The sequence below is a fragment of the Roseibium sp. genome, from assembly GCF_051016195.1.
GTDB lineage: Bacteria > Pseudomonadota > Alphaproteobacteria > Rhizobiales > Stappiaceae > Roseibium.
In genome coordinates this window covers 6,153,431-6,170,803 of record NZ_CP134616.1, presented here as the reverse complement: position 1 = coordinate 6,170,803, position 17,373 = coordinate 6,153,431, and the positions used below count along the sequence as shown (strand labels likewise).

Sequence of the window (17,373 nt, the reverse complement as noted above, 5' to 3'; positions counted from 1 at the left end):
CGCCCGGGCCGATGCCTGAACTCCGGCGCGCTGTGCCGGTGGCCGTCCTCGAACCGCCTTCTACGCAAAACTACGATTGCGACAACGTGCCTGCGCCGTGCGACATTGTGCGGGCAATTTTCACATCTTCGAATGCCGTAAGACCCCTCTTGATATGAATCAACGCGGCTCGTGGGGAGTCGTGCGCATGGTCGTCCCATCGTTGGCACCTTGCATGGATTCTAATAACTGGGGCGCTGAAATGGCACAAAAAAAGACCGGTTTGGTCTCGCTGGAGGAGGGTGGATTCGCCATCTTCCTCGTTTTGCTTGCATTCACTTGCATCATAATTGCGGGCAAAACCTTTGATCAGGTCATGGCTTTCCACGCTGGCTTGGGCGCGTTGCTCGCCGCTGTCAGTGTCTTCCTGATCTTCAAGAACTTCTTCGACGACGGCGGCGAGCCTATCCCGGCCGAAATCGACGGAAAACCGAATTACAACATGGGGCCGGTGAAATTCGGAACCATCGCCGCCATGTTCTGGGGCCTGGCCGGGTTCACGGTCGGTCTCGTGATCGCGCTTCAACTGGCCTGGCCGGCATTGAACTTCGATCTTCCCTGGACGAATTTCGGCCGCCTGCGTCCCCTGCACACCTCCGCGGTGATCTTTGCCTTCGGCGGCAACGTGCTGCTGGCGACGTCCATGTATGTGGTTCAGCGGACCTGCCGCGTGCGCATGCCGGGCAAGATCCTGCCCTGGTTTGTGATCCTCGGCTACAACGTGTTCATCCTTATCGCCGGAACGGGCTACCTGCTCGGCGTTACCCAGAGCAAGGAATACGCGGAGCCCGAATGGTATGCCGATCTATGGCTGACCATCGTCTGGGTGATGTATCTGCTCTTGTTCCTGGGAACGCTCTGGAAGCGCAAGGAACCGCACATCTACGTGGCCAACTGGTTCTACCTGGCGTTCATCGTCACCATCGCCATGCTGCACATCACCAACAACCTGACGATCCCGGTCTCGATCTATTCGACGAAGTCCTACATCGTCTGGTCGGGTGTTCAGGACGCAATGGTGCAATGGTGGTATGGCCACAATGCAGTGGGCTTCTTCCTGACCGCAGGCTTCCTTGCGATCATGTACTACTTCATTCCGAAGCAGGCCGATCGTCCGGTTTATTCCTACCGCCTGTCGATCGTCCACTTCTGGGCCCTGATCTTCATCTACATCTGGGCCGGACCGCACCATCTCCACTATACGGCGCTGCCGCAATGGGCTTCGACGCTCGGCGCGACCTTCTCCATCATCCTGTGGATGCCGTCCTGGGGTGGCATGATCAACGGGCTGATGACGTTGTCCGGTGCCTGGGACAAGCTCAGGACGGATCCGGTTCTGCGCATGATGGTCGTCTCCGTCGCCTTCTACGGCATGTCCACCTTTGAGGGCCCGCTGATGAGCCTGCGCTCCGTCAATTCGCTGTCGCACTACACGGACTGGACCATCGGTCACGTGCATTCCGGTGCGCTCGGCTGGGTCGGATACATCTCCTTCGGCGCGATCTACTGCCTCGTTCCGTGGCTGTGGAACAAACGGGGCCTCTACTCCCTGAAACTGGTGAACTGGCACTTCTGGCTGTCAACGCTGGGGATCGTGCTCTACATCACCGCGATGTGGGTGTCCGGCATCATGCAGGGCCTGATGTGGCGCGCCTACGACAGCCTCGGCTTCCTGGAGTACTCCTTCGTGGAAACCGTGGAGGCGATGCATCCCTTCTACATCATCCGTGCTCTCGGCGGTGCGCTCTTCGTCGTTGGCGCCGTGATCATGGCCTACAATCTCTGGATGACTGTCCGTCATGGTGAGGCTGAAGAAGCCGACACCACGCCGGTCGGCTCCCTGGCTCCGGCCGAATAAGGGAGGGATACTGAATGTCTGCATGGAAAAAACATGAAATCTTCGAGAAGAACTCCTTCGTTCTTCTCGTCGGAATCCTGGTCGCGGTCGCCATTGGCGGCCTGGTCGAAATCGCGCCTCTTTTTTATCTGAAGAGCACGATTGAGAAGACCGAAGGCATGCGTCCCTATACGCCTCTGGAACTGGCCGGACGCGACGTCTACATCCGTGAGGGCTGTTATCTGTGTCATTCGCAGATGATCCGTCCGATGCGCGATGAACTGGAGCGGTACGGTCACTTCTCGCTCGCCGCGGAAAGCATGTATGACCACCCGTTCCAGTGGGGATCGAAGCGGACCGGACCGGATCTGGCGCGCGTCGGCGGGAAATATTCCGACGACTGGCACGTCGAGCATCTGGTCAATCCGCGCTCGCTGGTGCCTGCCTCGATCATGCCGGGCTATCCGTTCCTGGCGGAAAATCGTGTGAATGCTCGGGACATCAAGGCTCACCTGTCGGCCAACGCGATCGTTGGTGTTCCCTATACCGAGGAGCAGATCGAGAACGCCATGTCTGACCTTCTCGGCCAGGCCATGCCGGACTCCGACGCGGCCTACGCGTTCGAGGAACGCTGGCCGAGTGCCAAGGTCCGCGACTTTGACGGCAATCCCAGGGAAGTCACCGAGATGGATGCACTGGTCGCCTATCTTCAGGTGCTCGGCACCATGGTCGATTTCTCCATCTACGATGACGCAGCAAACGCGAGGTAAGAGCGATGAACGAGACCTATAGCGCCTTCGCCGGCTTCGCACAGACCTGGGGTCTTATCTATTTCATGATCCTGTTTGGCATCGTCCTGGCCTACGCATTGTGGCCGAAGAACCGGAAAAAGTTCGACGATGCTGCTCAGATCCCGTTCCGTGAGGACTGATTCATGGCAGACACACATAACAAGGAAGTCGACCAGATCTCCGGGGTCGAGACCACCGGCCACGAGTGGGACGGCCTGAAGGAACTGAACAACCCGTTGCCGAAATGGTGGCTCTACATCTTCTACGCGACGGTGGTCTGGGCTGTGATCTACTGGGTGCTTTATCCCTCATGGCCGCTGGTCTCCAGCTATACCAAGGGAGTCCTAGGCGCAAACCAGCGTCAGGAAGCGATCGCCGCTTTTGACAAGGGCGTCGCGGACCGGTCCCAGTTCGCCGACAAGATCGTTGCCACGTCCCTGGAAGACATCACCAAGGATCAGGAACTGCTGCAATTCGCGCTGGCCAACGGCCAGGCGGCCTTTGGCGACAATTGTGCCCCGTGCCACGGGGCCGGCGGCACCGGATCGGAAGGTTATCCGAACCTGCAGGACGACACCTGGATCTGGGGCGGCACGCTCGACAATATCCACACGACGCTGCTCTACGGCATTCGTTCCGACAATGATGATGCGCGCTTCGGCGACATGCCGGCCTTCGGTGCCGACGAGCTGCTGAGCAAGGAGGAAATCGATCAGGTCGCCAACTTCGTTGCCTCGCGTGCGGGCGTTGAAACGGACGAGGGGATCGATCTTGCTGCCGGTCAGGTGCTCTACGAGGATAATTGTGCCGCCTGCCACGGCGACAACCTTGAAGGCATCCAGGACGTTGGAGCGCCCAGTCTCATGTCGGCCAACTACCTTTACGGAAACTCGCTGGACGAGATCAAGGCGCAGATTGCAAATCCGCGCAACGGCGTGATGCCGGGCTGGGTCGAGCGCCTTGACCCGGCGACCATCAAGTCGCTGACCGTTTACGTGCACTCCTTCGGGGGCGGGCAATGATGGCAGCTTGAAGATGCGGCATTTTCGCCGGATCACGCAGAACCTTTGATCCGGCGCAAGGTGTGACGCTTTGCGCCGGATTATCTTCAGGACGTGCCGGTTAAGGTCGGCACTCCGGAGCGGAAACACCGCTCTTTCTTTGACCAGGATCCTATTGGGGCAGGATCGCGTTTGAGAGGACGGACGGTATGTCTGCGGACACCGAAACGCATGAGGGCGAGCATTCAGAAGAGTGGTTTGCGTCGGCCAAGAAAATCTACCCCATGGCGACCCATGGCCTGTTTCGCAGGATCAAGTGGACGCTGCTTTTCATCACGCTTGGAATCTATTACTTCCTGCCATTCATCCGCTTTGACCGCGGGCCGAACGCCCCGGACCAGGCTGTTCTCGTCGATATGGAGCATCGCCGGGCCTATTTTTTCTTCATCGAGATCTGGCCGCAGGAAGTCTATTACCTGACGGGGCTGCTGATCATCGCCGCCGTCGCGCTCTTTCTGATGAACGCGGTCGCAGGCCGGATCTGGTGCGGGTACCTGTGTCCGCAGACGGTCTGGACCGACCTGTTTTTGTGGGTCGAGCGCCAGATCGAGGGCGACCGCCGCGAACGTATTGCACTCGACAAGGACCCGTGGACGTTCGACAAGGTCCGCAAACGCGCCACGAAACACTTCTTCTGGCTCATGATCGCCTGGTGGACCGGCGGTGCATGGGTTCTCTATTTCAACGACGCACCGACGCTGGTCTGGCAGCTTCTGACGTTCCAGGCGCCGATGGCTGCCTATGTCTGGATCGGCATCCTGACGGCGACCACGTATCTGCTCGCCGGTTTCATGCGTGAACAGGTTTGCATCTACATGTGTCCCTGGCCGCGCATTCAGGCAGCCCTGACCGATGAGAAAGCACTCAACGTCACCTATCGCTGGGACCGGGGCGAGCCGAGAGGCTCCCTCAAGCACAACAAGCAGCTGGAAGCCCAGGGCTTGCCTGCAGGTGACTGCATCGATTGCTACCAGTGCTTCCAGGTCTGTCCGACCGGTGTCGATATCAGAAAGGGCATCCAGCTGGATTGCATCCAGTGCGGTCTTTGCATCGACGCCTGCGACAACATCATGAAGAAGGTCGGCAAGCCGACGGGTCTGATCGCCTATGACACGGATGAGAACATCGAGCGGCGCCTTGAAGGCAAGGAACCGGTCTACGAAATCGTCCGCACGCGCACGGTCATCTATGCGGCCGTCATTGCGTTGGTCGGAGCGATCATGCTGTTTGCGCTGCTCAATCGGGACTTCGCCGATATCAGCGTGCTTCACGACCGGAATCCGGTTTTTGTCGAGCAATCGGACGGTTCCGTCAGAAACGGCTACACGGTGCGCCTGTCGAACAAGCGCCGTCACCCGAGGGCATTCATGCTGCATGTGGAAGGCATGCCGCCGAACACCTTGGTCGAGGCGGTCGGTGCCGATTCCACCTTTGCCGGCCGGCCGATCGTCGAGGTCGGACCCGACACCACGCGCGAAGTGCGCGTCCTTGTGAGTTCACCCCCCGACGCGGACATGCCGCATTCGACGCCTGTCGTCTTCCGCATCACCGAGAGTGTGATGGGCGAAGTCGTGACGGCAAAAGACACGTTCAAAGCGCCGGACAGGCCCTGAGGAGAACGAAATGACGATGGCTCAATCGAACATGAAGGATCCCAAGGCGATTACCGGCAAGACCGTGCTGGCCTGGCTTTTGTGCTTCTTCGGCGTGGTGTTCACGGCAAATGGCATTTTCCTCTATCTTGCGCTCGGATCCTTTCCGGGCGTGGTGGTCGACAGTTCCTACGAGGCCGGGCAGGCCTATAATCAGGAAATCGCCGCCGCCAAGGTGCAGGCAGGGCTTGGCTGGCAGGTGTCGGGCGAAATCATGCGCACATCAGCGGAAGGTGCGAAAGTCGTCGTGACAGCCATGGATGCGCAAAGTGTTCCCCTTTACGGCATCGCCATTAAGGCGGCGCTTCGGCACCCGGCACAGGAAAGCGAGGATGTGACCGCGGTGCTGCGCGCGGACGGCGGTGGCCGCTACGTCGGTGAGGTCGAGGCCCTGGCACCGGGCAACTGGACGCTTGTTCTGGAGATCGAGCAGGACGGCACCCGCCGGTTCAAATCCGAAAACCGTTTGTTCATCGGCGATTGAGGCGTGCATCGTGACGGTACATCAGCGTGACTGGCAGGCTTTCGTAACACCGGCGGATGACGGCGCGGTCCACATGGATCTGGCTGTCGAGGGGATCACCTGTGCCGCCTGCATGGGAGACATTGAGCGCGGTCTGAAGCGTTTGCCCGGTATCCGCAGTGCGCGCGTCAACCTGACCAGCCAGCGTCTGGCGGTGGATTGGGTGGAGGACCAGACGGGAGCGGAGGAGATCGTCCGGGAACTCTCCAGGCTCGGCTACACGGCGCATCCGTTTGATCCGGCCAGTCAGAAGGACCGCCAGGACAGGACCGGAAAACAGCTTCTGAGATGTCTTGCGGTCTCGGGCTTTGCCGGCATGAACATCATGCTTCTGTCGGTCTCCGTCTGGTCGGGCAACGCCACCGACATCACGCCCGAAACACGCGATTTCTTTCACTGGCTGTCTGCCCTCATCGCGTTGCCGACGGTTGCCTATGCCGGACGTCCTTTCGTGAAAAGCGCCTTCGGCGCGCTTTCCGCCGGCCGGCTCAATATGGACGTTCCGATCGTGATCGGTGTTTTTCTTGCCGTTGCGCTTTCCGTCGTGCAAACGCTTCAGCACCACCACCACGCCTATTTTGAATCCGCGGTCATGCTGCTGTTCTTTCTCCTGGTCGGCCGCTATCTGGATCACAACATGCGCGGGCGCACCCGGTCGTTCGCTGAAAACATTGCCGCCCTCAAGGCCGAAGTTGCCGCAAGACTCGGCCCGGACGGCAAGGTCCGCGAGGTTCCGTTATCGAAAATCGCCGCGGGGGATCTCGTTCTTGTCTCCGGCGGCGAACGGGTTCCGGTTGACGGTGTCGTCGAAACCGGAAGATCGGAAATCGATCAAAGCCTTGTCACCGGTGAAAGTGTTCTGGTGCCTGTCAAACCGGGACAGAGAATTTACGCCGGAACAATGAACGGCGCAGGGGTTTTGCAGGTCCGCGTCGAGGCGGCATCGGGGGCAACCTTGCTCGACGAGGTCAACCGGCTGCTGGAGACCGCGTCGCAGGCAAAATCCGCCTATGTGCGCATCGCCGACAGGGCGGCGCGTCTCTACGCGCCTCTGGTACACGGCGCCGCCGCGCTAACATTCCTCGGCTGGCTCCTGGCCGGAATGAGCTGGCAGCCGGCACTTGTCATTTCGATTTCCGTTCTGATCATCACCTGTCCCTGCGCCCTGGGCCTTGCCGTCCCCGCGGTTCAGGTGGTGGCGTCGGGGCAACTGTTCCGCAGCGGAGTCCTGCTCAATTCCGGCGATGCCATCGAACGTCTTGCCGAGGTGGATACGATCCTGTTTGACAAGACCGGCACCCTGACGCGGGCAGAGCCCGAGCTTTGCGCCGACATAGATCCTGCAGACGAAACACTCACACTCGGCGGACGCCTTGCGCTTGCAAGCCGGCACCCGCTGTCCGAGGCTCTGGTGAAGGCAACCGGCGCTCTGGTGCCGTTGCCGGACGTGGAAGAGATATCGGGAGCCGGACTGGAAACCACATACGAGGGGGCGAGACTGCGTCTTGGCAGTCCGCAATTCTGTGGCGCGTCCGATCTCGAAATCGAAGCAGCGCTTGCGCGCGTTCCGGGCGCATCCCTGCTGGCGATCCGTTATGAAGGCCGCCCTGTACGCCTGCTGACGTTCCGGCAGAGCCTGAGGTCGGATGCCAAAGAGGTCATCGATCGTCTCGGGAAGCTCGGCTACAAACTGGAAATCCTGTCCGGTGACACCCGCCCGGCTGTCTCCGATTGTGCCCGGACCCTTGAGATTGCCGAATGGAAGTCCGGCATGAAACCGGCTGAAAAAATAGCCCGACTGGAGGAACTGCAGTCAAAGGGGCACAAGGTTCTCATGGTCGGAGATGGTCTCAATGATGCGCCGGCACTTGCCGGTGCGCATGTGTCGCTTTCGCCCGTCTCCGCGGTTCATCTGAGCCAGGCTGCCGCCGATGCCGTTTTCCTGGGAGACAGGCTCATGCCGGTTGTCGAAGCCCTGCGCCTTTCCAGAAGCGCCCGTGCGGCAATTGAACAGAATCTCTGGATTTCCGCTCTCTACAACGTCGTGGCTGTTCCGATCGCAGTGGCGGGGTTCGTGACGCCGCTCATGGCGGCTGTCGCAATGTCCGCATCTTCGATCGCGGTCACGGCCAATGCTCTCAAACTCAGGTGGCGCGGGGAGGGTCGTCGCAGTCCGGCGGAAGCAAGTGCGGTCAATCTGCCGCGGCCGATGAGGAGTAACAGCTGATGGACGTTCTCATCTACCTGATTCCGATTGCGCTTCTTCTCGGGGGGCTTGGACTTGCCGCTTTTCTCTGGTCATTGAAAAGCGGCCAGTACGATGACCTCGAAGGTGCCAAATGGCGCATTCTGGACGACGATGATTTGCCCGGTAAAGGACACTAGGCTCAGAACCCAGAAATGAGGTCAATTTGGTTTGGATCGTTTGACCAACTGCGAGAAGCGAAAGCGCAGGACATGGCTTCCGCTTGTGACGTTCCACGCGCGGTTGGATTTCAGGCGAAGATGTTTGAAAGAGCCATGGCCACGGCCAGTAGCACCAGACCTACACCGGAGAACAGCAGCAAGTTCTCGCGCGAACCATTGGAGTCCGGCGCGGAAGGTTCATGACTTCCCGCGAGCTGTTCGTCCTGTGTGCTCTTGTCCGGATCTGTCGTCATAAGGCTCGTGATCATCGAAGGATTATGTCTCGTTTTTTTGATTGCAAGCCTAGGATGATCGACAGCTCTGAAAAGCACGTTAATCCGTTGCGTGCAAAAGAGTTAACTGCGAGCATCATTACCAAGAGATGAACCCGGCAGCTACCATTCCCGGCTGCATCTTCACGAATGCCGTTCCGCTTCATTCCAGCGTCTGAATTGATCGAAAAGGGATCAGGAGCTGCTCCTCCTGAGATGGGGCGAAGCGTCTGACAGCTAACCCAATCTTCAGAATTTCGTGTCAAGACGGGGTGAAACAGGAGGGTTTGGTGAGTCTCGATCTTGCCTCTTTGACGTTTTTGCTGGTCGAAGACAGCGCTTACATGCGCACGATCCTGCGCACGATGCTGCAGGGCTTTGGCGCGCGCCGTATTGTCGAAGCCGAAGACGGTGCATCCGGTCTCGAAGCGATGGATCGTGCCAACCCGGATATTCTGATCCTGGACTGGGTCATGCCGATTCTTGACGGTGCCGACATGGTGCGCATGATCCGCAGCCCCAACAATCCCTTCGCCTACATACCGATCATCATGGTGACAGCGCATACCGAACGGAGCCGGATCGTTGAAGCGCGCCGTCTGGGCGTCCACGAGCTGCTTTCCAAACCGATCTCGGCAAAGTCTCTTTATCAGCGTGTTTCAAGCGTGATCCTGCATCCAAGGGACTTCATCAAGACCGCGACCTACTTTGGTCCGGCGCCAAGAGAAATCCGGAATAGGCAGAAAATCTGGCAGGGCGGGCCTCCGGGCCAGCCTCAGGGGCAAGCTCCTGGCGGAGCTGAAGAAAACGTGACGGCGATCGGGTAAGTCAGAACCCACGCTGTTTCAGGCAGCCGATTGCGCTGCGGCGGAAGCGCCTTCCGGAATCGCCGCAGGTTCACTTGCCCGCACTTCCAGAGCATGCGCAAACTGCGCCAGAACGTCCAGATCAACCGTGTAGTTGTCGAGCAAGAACTGTGACAGTGTTTCGATTGGAAGGTGCTGGTATCCATCGATCGCTTCCATGAGCGCTTCCAGAGAGTCCAGTCTTTCACGCAGCTTTATCATGATTTTCCGTCGGATTGTGTTGCTGCCACCATGTATAATCATGGTTAATAGTACGTAAATACAACCGGTGCAAGACTCCATCCGCCAGGGGTGTGCGGCGGCGCAAATCGTCCACAGCCCTGTGGGGAAAATGCCCGGAATTGCTGGAAAAATGCAATAAAGGCACATCTAACGGGAACGATATCAAGGGACCCAAATGTCTAAAGTCGTCTATATTTTGAACGGACCTAATCTCAACCTGCTCGGGAAGAGGGAGCCGGAGATTTACGGTCATCAAACATTGGATGATGTCAATGGGATGTGCGCGGCACTGGCCGCGGAACTCGGGCTTGAGATCGACTTCCGCCAGAGCAACGCGGAACACGATCTGATCGACTGGGTGCAGGAGGCCCGGGAGGCGGCTCAGGCGATCATCATCAACCCGGCAGCGTACTCACACACCTCCATCGGGATCCTGGACGCCTTGAGCGCCTGTCAGTTCCCGGTTCTGGAAGTGCATGTGTCCAACATACACAAACGGGAGGCCTTCCGGCACTTCTCCTACGTCTCACAACGCGCGGACGCAGTGATCGCCGGGTGCGGCGTTGAGGGATACCTGCTCGCTCTTAGGCGTGCGGCGACGCTGCTTGAGGACGCTTAGGCGTTTTCAGTCTCATTTATGGGTCCGTCACCTAGGTACGGACCCATAAATGAAGCCGATTTGATAAAGCAGAATACAAAATTGAGACGAAATCCTGCTTGATCAAATCGGATACTCTAATAGCCGTTCCCGTGAAAGAATTCGCAGAAGATTGTCTGCGCGATAATCTTGAGGTCGAGCAGCAAGGATTGCTTTTCCAGGTACTCCAGGTCGAATTCGAGGCGCTTTCGCGCAGACAACGGATCCGCGGTCTCGCCGCGGCAGCCGTTGACCTGTGCAAGCCCGGTAATTCCAGGACGGACCCTGTGGCGGCACATGTACCTGGAATCGAATTCCTCATAGGCTCGGCCGGCTGCGAGCATGCCCGGGACATGAGGACGCGGACCGACAAGCGACATCTCGCCCTTGAGCACGTTCACGAGTTGCGGCAATTCGTCCAGATTGCTTCTGCGCAGGAATGCCCCGACCCTTGTGATGCGGGGATCGCCGCACACCGTCTGCGCAACCCCGGATCCATCTCCCAGATCAGTGTACATGGTCCTGAACTTGTAAATCGTGAAGACATCACCGTTCAGGCCATGCCTTTCCTGCCGGAAAATGACGGACCCGCGACTCGTGGCCTTGACCGCAACGGCAGTGGCCAGCAAAAGCGGCATCAAGAGAAACAGGCCAATGCATGCGCCGAAAATATCGAGGGCTCTTTTCAGTTTGCCGTAACCGGGTGAGGCAGACGTCGCAAACGGTGACGGCACATTGTCCTGATCGAAAACAGAACTGTTGATCGTGTAGTCAGAGCCTGTATCAGGGGGGCTGAGAGTTGCGCGCTGGTCGTATTGGAGTGATTTGTTTGCCAACCTTCGCAATCTCCACGCTATAATAAACGGACTGTGCGGAGCGTCTTCGAAATCGGTGAAGTCCACGCCGCCGGCGGTTTCGCTAACACAAGCCCAACGAAATGCTTAAAATTTTAGTCTTCAGTGTGGTGCCTAGCAGGTCGTCCGGTACGCTGCAACATCATCACGGAAGACGTGAACTGATTTCCTGTAAATACTGCGAGAGCGCTGCCGGTCTTGGAAGCGACCGGCAGCGATGTCTGACTTCGGGAAGGAATTCCCTGGCCGGCGTCAGTAACTGCGTCCGACACTGGTATATTCAAACCCCCGTGTGAGCATGTAGTCCGGTGTGTAGATGTTCCGGAGATCGACCACCTTCGGTGCTTTGACCAGCGTCTTTACACGCTCGAGGTCAAGCGCCCGAAACTGGTCCCACTCCGTGACAATCACGACGGCGTCGGCGTTTTCCAATGCATGGTAGGGCCCGTCGCAGAAAAGGACGTCGGACATCAGATGACTGGCTTCTTCCATGCTTGCCGGATCGTAGGCCCTGATGCTGGCGCCGGCCGACTGCAGCTTCTCGACGATATCGAGGCTGGGAGCCTCACGCATGTCATCGGTATTCGGCTTGAAGGCAAGGCCGAGCAGCGCAATTGTCTTTCCGTTCACATCTCCGCCCAGGAAATCGATGACCTTGTCTGCCATCTTCTTCTTGCGTTCAGCGTTGACGTCGATCACCGCGTCGACAATTTTCAGGTCGGACTTGGCGTCTGCGGCGATTTTCGAAAGCGCGAGCGTATCCTTGGGAAAGCACGATCCGCCGTAGCCGGGACCGGCATGCAGGAACTTGGATCCGATCCGGTTGTCGAGCCCGATGCCGCGTGACACTTCCTGGACATTCGCACCAACGCTTTCGCAGAGGTCCGCGATTTCGTTGATAAAGGTGATCTTGACGGCCAGGAAGGCATTTGCCGCGTATTTGATAAGTTCGGACGTGCGCCGCTTGGTGACGATGATCGGCGTTTCGTTGAGATAGAGCGGCCGGTAAAGCTCACGCATGACGTCCGCGGCTTCTTCGCTGTCGGTGCCCACAACAACCCGGTCCGGCCGCTTGAAGTCGCTGATGGCGGCCCCTTCGCGCAGAAATTCGGGATTGGAAACAACAGCGAACTTTGCGTCGGGGTTGGTCTTGCGGATGATGTCCTCCACCTCGTCGCCGGTTCCGACGGGAACTGTCGACTTGGTGACCACCACCGTGAAGCCCTCGATCAACCGGGCGATCTCTTCTGCGGCGGCATAAACGTAGGACAGGTCCGCATGCCCGTCACCGCGCCTTGTCGGCGTTCCTACAGCTATGAAGACGGCATCGGCGGACCGGATCGCTTCCGACGGGTCCGTTGTGAAATAGAGCCGTTCTTCTGCAACATTCTTGGCGACCAGGTCTTGAAGGCCTGGCTCATAGATCGGTATCTGCCCAGAATTCAGGGCATCAATCTTGGTAGAATCTTTATCAATACAGGTCACCACGTGACCAAAATCGGCAAAACAAGTGCCAGATACGAGGCCGACATAGCCTGTTCCAATCATTGCAACGCGCATGGCAAATTTCCAGTTCAAAATTCAAAAGCCCACCCCATGTGGACTGCGGGTACACGGATCCGTGCATCATCGTCAAAGCTGCACAGCCCCTAACACGACTGCGGACGTGATTTCCACCCATAAAGGGTAGAAGTGGGCCAATGATCGGTGCTTTATCTTAATTGGCTTTTCTGGCGGCTAGACCGTCAGATAGCGGCGCACCTCGCTTTCCGAAAGGTCCGCGCCCGACCCGGAGAGGACCACTTCACCGCGATCCATGACAGCATACGTGTCCGCGAGGTCGCGGGCGAACTCGAAATACTGCTCGACGAGCACAATGGCCATCGTTCCCTGGTCGCGGAGCCAGGCAATGGCACGGCCGATATCCTTGATGATCGAGGGCTGAATTCCTTCCGTCGGTTCATCGAGAACCAGCAGCTTCGGCCGAGTTACAAGTGCACGCGCAATGGCAAGCTGCTGCTGTTGACCTCCGGAAAGATCACCACCCCGCCGGTTCAGCATGTCCTTCAGAACGGGAAACAGCTCAAAGATCGTGTCGGGTATGTGCCTGTCCCTGCGTTTCAACGGAGCAAAACCTGTTTCAAGATTTTCTTTCACAGACAACAGCGGGAAAATCTCGCGGCCCTGCGGAACCAGGGCGATCCCGGCACGCGCCCGCGCGTGGGCCGGCAGATTGGAAATGTCGTGCCCATCCCAAACGATCTTGCCCGATGCAATGCCCTGCTGGCCGGCAATCGCCCGCAGCGTTGAGGTCTTGCCGACACCGTTCCGGCCCATCACGCATGTGACTTTTCCCGTCTCTGCCGACAGCGAGACACCTTTCAGCGCCTGTGCCGCACCGTAGAAGAGGTCGATATTGTCAACGTTCAGCATGGATCAGCGCCCCAGGTAGACTTCAACAACCCGCTCGTCGGCGGAGACATGATCAAGAGATCCCTCGGCGAGCACCGAGCCTTCGTGCAGGACAGTCACCTTGACACCGAGTGAGCGCACGAAATCCATATCGTGCTCGACGACAACAACCGAATGATCCTTGGCGATATCCTTCAAAAGGTCCGCGGTTTCTGCGGTTTCCGCATCGGTCATGCCCGCCGCCGGTTCATCAACCAGAAGCAGTTTCGGGTCCTGGGCGAGCAGCATCCCGATCTCAAGCCACTGTTTCTGGCCGTGACTGAGATTGGCGGCGAGTTCATCCCGTTTGTCGCCAAGCCTGATCAGTTCCAGCAACTGTTCGATCCGGCTCTTTTCGCCACCCGTGATGACATGAAAGAGCGTGTTGAACGGTCCCCTTGGTGCCTTGAGCGCCAGTTCCAGGTTGTCCCACACCGTGTGGCTTTCAAAGACCGTCGGCTTCTGGAATTTCCGCCCGACCCCAAGTTCGGCAATCGAGGCTTCGTCCTCGCCGGTCAGATCGATCGTTCCGTTGAAAAACACTTCACCGGTATCCGGCCGCGTCTTGCCAGTGATCACGTCCATCATGGTGGTCTTGCCGGCGCCGTTCGGACCGATGATTGCGCGCATCTCGCCGGGCGCGATCATGAGCGAAAGTTCATTGAGCGCCTTGAAACCGTCGAAGGACACCGAAACTCCGTCAAGATAAAGCAGGCTTGTGGTCCGGGTCATGCTTCACTCCGCAGGTTGAGGGTGCGCCGCCCCGGCGCGCGAGATGGATGAGGCCGGCTTTTCGACGTTTGCCTGCGCACCTGGCGATTGGGGCGGTTGCGTCGGCGGATCGCCGGATCCTTCGCCGAAATCGGAGGAGATCTTGCGCTGGCGCAGGGCGGTCCAGCCCTGGCTGACGGTGCCGACAATCCCTTTCGGCAGGAACAGGGTTACGAAGACAAACAGACCGCCAAGGGCGAATAGCCAGATATCCGGGAGCGCGGCCGTGAACCAGGTCTTTGCGAAGTTCACCAGAACCGCACCAAGCACGGCTCCGACAAGCGTGCCTCTGCCGCCGACCGCGACCCAGATGACGACCTCGATCGAATTCGCAGGCGCAAATTCGCCCGGGTTGATGATGCCGACCTGTGGCACGTAAAGCGCGCCGGCAATGCCTGCCATCATGGCCGACAGCGTCCAGACGAAGAGCTTGTAGTGTTCCACCCGGTAACCCAGGAACCGCGTCCGGCTTTCCGCATCGCGCACCGCGACAAGGACCTTTCCGAGCTTCGAGCGCGTGATGGACCGGCAGATCAGGAAGCAGATGACCAGGGCTATTCCTGATGCCGCAAACAGACCGGCGCGTGTTGTGTCTGCCTGGATGTCAAACCCCAGAATGTCCTTGAAATCAGTCAGGCCGTTATTGCCGCCAAATCCCATGTCATTGCGGAAGAAGGCCAGCAGAAGCGCATAGGTGAGTGCCTGGGTGATGATCGACAGGTAGACACCGGTGACCCGCGAGCGGAAGGCGAACCAGCCGAATACAAAGGCCAGCACGCCCGGCACAAGCAGAACCATCAGGGCCGCGAACCAGAACATGTCGAAGCCGTGCCAGTACCAGGGCAACTCCTGCCAGTTCAGGAATACCATGAAATCCGGCAGGATCGGATCGCCGTAAACGCCGCGGGTTCCGATCTGCCGCATGAGATACATGCCCATGGCATATCCGCCGAGCGCGAAGAAGGCGGCATGACCAAGGGAAAGAATGCCGCAATACCCCCAGACAAGGTCGACCGCGAGCGCAAGCAGGGCATAGGTCAGGTACTTGCCCATCAGCGTGACGGCATAGGTCGGTACGTGGAAAGGGGAACTTTCCGGCACGAAGAGATTGCAGGCAGGGACAAGAATGATCACCGCCGCCATGATGGCCAGGAATATACCGGCCCGCGCATCCATGGCCCGGAAGAGAAACGACGACATCATGCTTCAACTGCCCGGCCCTTGAGGGCGAACAGCCCCCGCGGACGCTTCTGAATGAACAGGATGATAAAGACAAGAACGAAGATCTTGCCGAGAACCGCCCCGGCGTAAGGCTCCAGGAACTTGTTGACCACGCCGAGCGTCATGGCGCCAACCAGCGTGCCCCAGAGGTTCCCGACGCCGCCGAACACCACGACCATGAAGCTGTCGATGATGTAGCCCTGACCAAGGTTTGGCGACACGTTGTCGATCTGCGACAGGGCAACCCCGGCAATGCCCGCAATACCTGATCCGAGGCCGAAGGTCAGCGCGTCGATCCAGGGTGTGCGGATACCCATGGACGCAGCCATCCGGCGGTTCTGTGTCACGGCTCTGGTATAAAGCCCGAAGGGTGTTTTCTTCAAAACCAGCATCAGCCCTGCAAAGACCAGCAGCGCAAACACGACGATCCACATGCGGTTATACGTGATCGTCATCTGCCCGAGCTCGAACGCACCGGACATCCAGTCCGGGTTGCCGACCTCGCGGTTCGTCGGCCCGAAGATGGAGCGGACCGCCTGCTGCAGCATGAGCGAGATGCCCCAGGTGGCGAGCAGCGTTTCCAGGGGACGACCGTAAAGCCAGCGGATGACGCCGCGCTCGATCGCGATCCCGATCAGCCCGGCGGTCAGGAAGGCGAGGGGAAGCGCGATGAAGAGGGAATAGTCGAAAAGGCCGGGCGCCGACGTCCGGATGATTTCCTGAACAACGAAGGTCGTGTAGGCCCCGATCATGACCATTTCGCCATGCGCCATGTTGATGACACCCATGACGCCGAAGGTAATGGCGAGCCCGATGGCGGCAAGCAACAGCACCGATCCGAGCGAAATGCCGTACCAGATGTTCTGTGCTGCATCCCACGCTGCGATGGATTTTTCGATTTTCGTGACAGCCGCTGCCGCGGCAGTTTGAACCGCGCCCTCGGTGCTCGACCTGACGCCGATCAGAAGTGAGAGAGCTTCGCGGTTGCCCATGTCGGAAAGGGTCTCGACGGCTGAGATCTTTTCGGCGTCGTCCAGGTCTGAATTCAGGACGGCAGCCGCGAGCGCCTGTTCCATGACGCGGAGCACATTTGCGTCCTGTTCCGCGGCAATCGCGGTGTTCAGGGCATCGATGCTTTCAGGATCTTTTGCCTTGAAGACAGCTTCGGCAGCCGCGATGCGAATTCTCGGGTCGGATGCCATCAGAGTAAGGGAACCGAGCGCAGACCGGATAACCCGTCGCAGCTTGTTGTTCACCTTGATCTTCTTGACCTCGCGCCTGCCGGCTTCGCCTTGCGCTTCCAGCGTCAGCGGGTCTGTCAGTTTGAACTGTTTTCCGTCTTTCTCTGCGATGAAGACCTGACCGTCGGACTTGCGAAAGTAGAGGTCGCCCGCCCCCAGTGCTTCAAGAGCGGGAGCAACCGCGGGGTCACCCGTCGCTGCCAGCGTGCCGATCTGCTGCTCCGTTTCGGCATACTTTCCCTTGGCGAGTTCATTGATCAGCGAACGGAGCGTTTCCGGATCTGATTGGGCGAGTGCCGGGCTGGCCAGCAGGCAAAGGATGAGCAAAAACGATTTCAAGAAGGACATAGGTCCACCGGCGCTGTGAATTGGAAAAACGCTTCATCCCGGGGAGCCGTTCAGACGGACCCGAAGGTCCTCCTCAGGATAAGTTCTGGGTCTCCCCTTTTCCCCGCCCTGCAAATTTGTGTCCGGGAGAACGGTGGAGACCGAAACGGACGGAGCGGGCCCGAAAGGCCCGCCCCGCTGG

At 58.8% G+C, this 17,373-nt stretch carries 18 protein-coding genes; 10 read left to right on the top strand and 8 right to left on the bottom strand.

Translation table 11 applies throughout. From position 1 onward, the window contains the following. Positions 1–241 precede the first annotated feature (241 nt). The 8 genes from ccoN (at position 242) to ccoS (ending at position 8,288) form a co-directional block, all read left to right on the top strand. Positions 242–1,897, top strand: a complete 1,656-nt coding sequence (gene ccoN, locus RDA78_RS28025; protein ID WP_434053026.1) for a cytochrome-c oxidase, cbb3-type subunit I — start codon at positions 242–244, stop codon at positions 1,895–1,897. Between the two features lie 14 nt (positions 1,898–1,911). Next, positions 1,912–2,646, top strand: a complete 735-nt coding sequence (gene ccoO / locus RDA78_RS28020) for a cytochrome-c oxidase, cbb3-type subunit II (RefSeq protein WP_434053025.1) — start codon at positions 1,912–1,914, stop codon at positions 2,644–2,646. Positions 2,647–2,651: 5 nt separating this feature from the next. Continuing rightward, positions 2,652–2,807 carry a cbb3-type cytochrome c oxidase subunit 3 gene (locus tag RDA78_RS28015; protein WP_297578633.1) on the top strand — a complete coding sequence of 52 codons (156 nt, stop codon included), beginning with the start codon at positions 2,652–2,654 and terminating at the stop codon, positions 2,805–2,807. Positions 2,808–2,810: 3 nt separating this feature from the next. After that, positions 2,811–3,689, top strand: a complete 879-nt coding sequence (gene ccoP / locus RDA78_RS28010) for a cytochrome-c oxidase, cbb3-type subunit III (RefSeq protein WP_434053024.1) — start codon at positions 2,811–2,813, stop codon at positions 3,687–3,689. A 188-nt stretch (positions 3,690–3,877) separates the two neighbouring features. Further along, on the top strand, positions 3,878–5,341 hold the full coding sequence (gene ccoG, locus RDA78_RS28005) for a cytochrome c oxidase accessory protein CcoG (protein ID WP_434053023.1): 1,464 nt from the start codon (positions 3,878–3,880) through the stop codon (positions 5,339–5,341). 10 nt (positions 5,342–5,351) lie between these two features. Then, entirely contained in the window at positions 5,352–5,864 is a 513-nt protein-coding gene (locus tag RDA78_RS28000) for a FixH family protein (protein WP_434053022.1), read from the top strand. Positions 5,865–5,874: 10 nt separating this feature from the next. Continuing rightward, the gene (locus tag RDA78_RS27995) at positions 5,875–8,130 is read left to right on the top strand and encodes a cation-translocating P-type ATPase (RefSeq protein ID WP_434053021.1); all 2,256 of its coding nucleotides are present in this window, start codon (positions 5,875–5,877) and stop codon (positions 8,128–8,130) included. Continuing rightward, positions 8,130–8,288 carry a cbb3-type cytochrome oxidase assembly protein CcoS gene (gene ccoS, locus RDA78_RS27990; RefSeq protein WP_434053020.1) on the top strand — a complete coding sequence of 53 codons (159 nt, stop codon included), beginning with the start codon at positions 8,130–8,132 and terminating at the stop codon, positions 8,286–8,288. The genes RDA78_RS27995 and ccoS overlap by 1 nt, the downstream gene beginning before the upstream one ends. A 110-nt stretch (positions 8,289–8,398) precedes the next feature. Here the strand turns inward: ccoS and RDA78_RS27985 are convergent, their stop codons facing one another. Further along, positions 8,399–8,578 carry a hypothetical protein gene (locus tag RDA78_RS27985; protein ID WP_434053019.1) on the bottom strand — a complete coding sequence of 60 codons (180 nt, stop codon included), beginning with the start codon at positions 8,576–8,578 and terminating at the stop codon, positions 8,399–8,401. A 347-nt stretch (positions 8,579–8,925) separates the two neighbouring features. Here RDA78_RS27985 and RDA78_RS27980 point away from each other — a divergent pair, with 347 nt between their 5' ends. Next, the gene (locus tag RDA78_RS27980; protein ID WP_434056225.1) at positions 8,926–9,408 is read left to right on the top strand and encodes a response regulator; all 483 of its coding nucleotides are present in this window, start codon (positions 8,926–8,928) and stop codon (positions 9,406–9,408) included. A gap of 18 nt (positions 9,409–9,426) precedes the next feature. Here the strand turns inward: RDA78_RS27980 and RDA78_RS27975 are convergent, their stop codons facing one another. Continuing rightward, positions 9,427–9,648, bottom strand: a complete 222-nt coding sequence (locus RDA78_RS27975) for a hypothetical protein (protein ID WP_434053018.1) — start codon at positions 9,646–9,648, stop codon at positions 9,427–9,429. Positions 9,649–9,844: 196 nt separating this feature from the next. Between RDA78_RS27975 and aroQ the strand changes: the two genes are divergently transcribed. Then, positions 9,845–10,288, top strand: coding sequence for a type II 3-dehydroquinate dehydratase (gene aroQ, locus RDA78_RS27970; RefSeq protein ID WP_434053017.1), 444 nt, complete (start codon positions 9,845–9,847; stop codon positions 10,286–10,288). 116 nt (positions 10,289–10,404) lie between these two features. Here aroQ and RDA78_RS27965 read toward each other — a convergent pair whose 3' ends face one another. The 6 genes from RDA78_RS27965 to urtB form a co-directional block, all read right to left on the bottom strand. Further along, positions 10,405–11,142, bottom strand: a complete 738-nt coding sequence (locus RDA78_RS27965; protein WP_434053016.1) for a sugar transferase — start codon at positions 11,140–11,142, stop codon at positions 10,405–10,407. A 270-nt stretch (positions 11,143–11,412) separates the two neighbouring features. Continuing rightward, positions 11,413–12,720, bottom strand: a complete 1,308-nt coding sequence (locus tag RDA78_RS27960; protein ID WP_434053015.1) for a UDP-glucose dehydrogenase family protein — start codon at positions 12,718–12,720, stop codon at positions 11,413–11,415. Between the two features lie 177 nt (positions 12,721–12,897). Next, positions 12,898–13,593 (bottom strand): urea ABC transporter ATP-binding subunit UrtE, encoded by a 696-nt coding sequence (gene urtE / locus RDA78_RS27955; protein WP_434053014.1) that lies wholly within the window; start codon positions 13,591–13,593, stop codon positions 12,898–12,900. Between the two features lie 3 nt (positions 13,594–13,596). Next, positions 13,597–14,343, bottom strand: coding sequence for an urea ABC transporter ATP-binding protein UrtD (gene urtD / locus RDA78_RS27950; RefSeq protein ID WP_434053013.1), 747 nt, complete (start codon positions 14,341–14,343; stop codon positions 13,597–13,599). Positions 14,344–14,346: 3 nt separating this feature from the next. Then, on the bottom strand, positions 14,347–15,585 hold the full coding sequence (urtC, locus tag RDA78_RS27945; protein ID WP_434053012.1) for an urea ABC transporter permease subunit UrtC: 1,239 nt from the start codon (positions 15,583–15,585) through the stop codon (positions 14,347–14,349). Next, positions 15,582–17,192 (bottom strand): urea ABC transporter permease subunit UrtB, encoded by a 1,611-nt coding sequence (urtB, locus tag RDA78_RS27940; protein WP_434053011.1) that lies wholly within the window; start codon positions 17,190–17,192, stop codon positions 15,582–15,584. The genes urtC and urtB overlap by 4 nt, the downstream gene beginning before the upstream one ends. Between the last annotated feature and the right edge of the window lie 181 nt (positions 17,193–17,373).

Bases quoted from the DNA above. Each gene is read 5' to 3' on its own strand.
- RDA78_RS27980 (WP_434056225.1), top strand. From the start codon at position 8,926: ATGCGCACGATCCTGCGCACGATGCTGCAGGGCTTTGGCGCGCGCCGT.
- RDA78_RS27985 (WP_434053019.1), bottom strand. From the start codon at position 8,578: ATGATCACGAGCCTTATGACGACAGATCCGGACAAGAGCACACAGGAC.
- ccoP (WP_434053024.1), top strand. From the start codon at position 2,811: ATGGCAGACACACATAACAAGGAAGTCGACCAGATCTCCGGGGTCGAG.
- urtE (WP_434053014.1), bottom strand. From the start codon at position 13,593: ATGCTGAACGTTGACAATATCGACCTCTTCTACGGTGCGGCACAGGCG.
- ccoO (WP_434053025.1), top strand. From the start codon at position 1,912: ATGTCTGCATGGAAAAAACATGAAATCTTCGAGAAGAACTCCTTCGTT.
- ccoN (WP_434053026.1), top strand. From the start codon at position 242: ATGGCACAAAAAAAGACCGGTTTGGTCTCGCTGGAGGAGGGTGGATTC.
- urtD (WP_434053013.1), bottom strand. From the start codon at position 14,343: ATGACCCGGACCACAAGCCTGCTTTATCTTGACGGAGTTTCGGTGTCC.
- ccoS (WP_434053020.1), top strand. From the start codon at position 8,130: ATGGACGTTCTCATCTACCTGATTCCGATTGCGCTTCTTCTCGGGGGG.
- urtC (WP_434053012.1), bottom strand. From the start codon at position 15,585: ATGATGTCGTCGTTTCTCTTCCGGGCCATGGATGCGCGGGCCGGTATA.
- aroQ (WP_434053017.1), top strand. From the start codon at position 9,845: ATGTCTAAAGTCGTCTATATTTTGAACGGACCTAATCTCAACCTGCTC.
- RDA78_RS28000 (WP_434053022.1), top strand. From the start codon at position 5,352: ATGACGATGGCTCAATCGAACATGAAGGATCCCAAGGCGATTACCGGC.
- RDA78_RS28015 (WP_297578633.1), top strand. From the start codon at position 2,652: ATGAACGAGACCTATAGCGCCTTCGCCGGCTTCGCACAGACCTGGGGT.
- RDA78_RS27975 (WP_434053018.1), bottom strand. From the start codon at position 9,648: ATGATAAAGCTGCGTGAAAGACTGGACTCTCTGGAAGCGCTCATGGAA.
- urtB (WP_434053011.1), bottom strand. From the start codon at position 17,192: ATGTCCTTCTTGAAATCGTTTTTGCTCATCCTTTGCCTGCTGGCCAGC.
- ccoG (WP_434053023.1), top strand. From the start codon at position 3,878: ATGTCTGCGGACACCGAAACGCATGAGGGCGAGCATTCAGAAGAGTGG.
- RDA78_RS27960 (WP_434053015.1), bottom strand. From the start codon at position 12,720: ATGCGCGTTGCAATGATTGGAACAGGCTATGTCGGCCTCGTATCTGGC.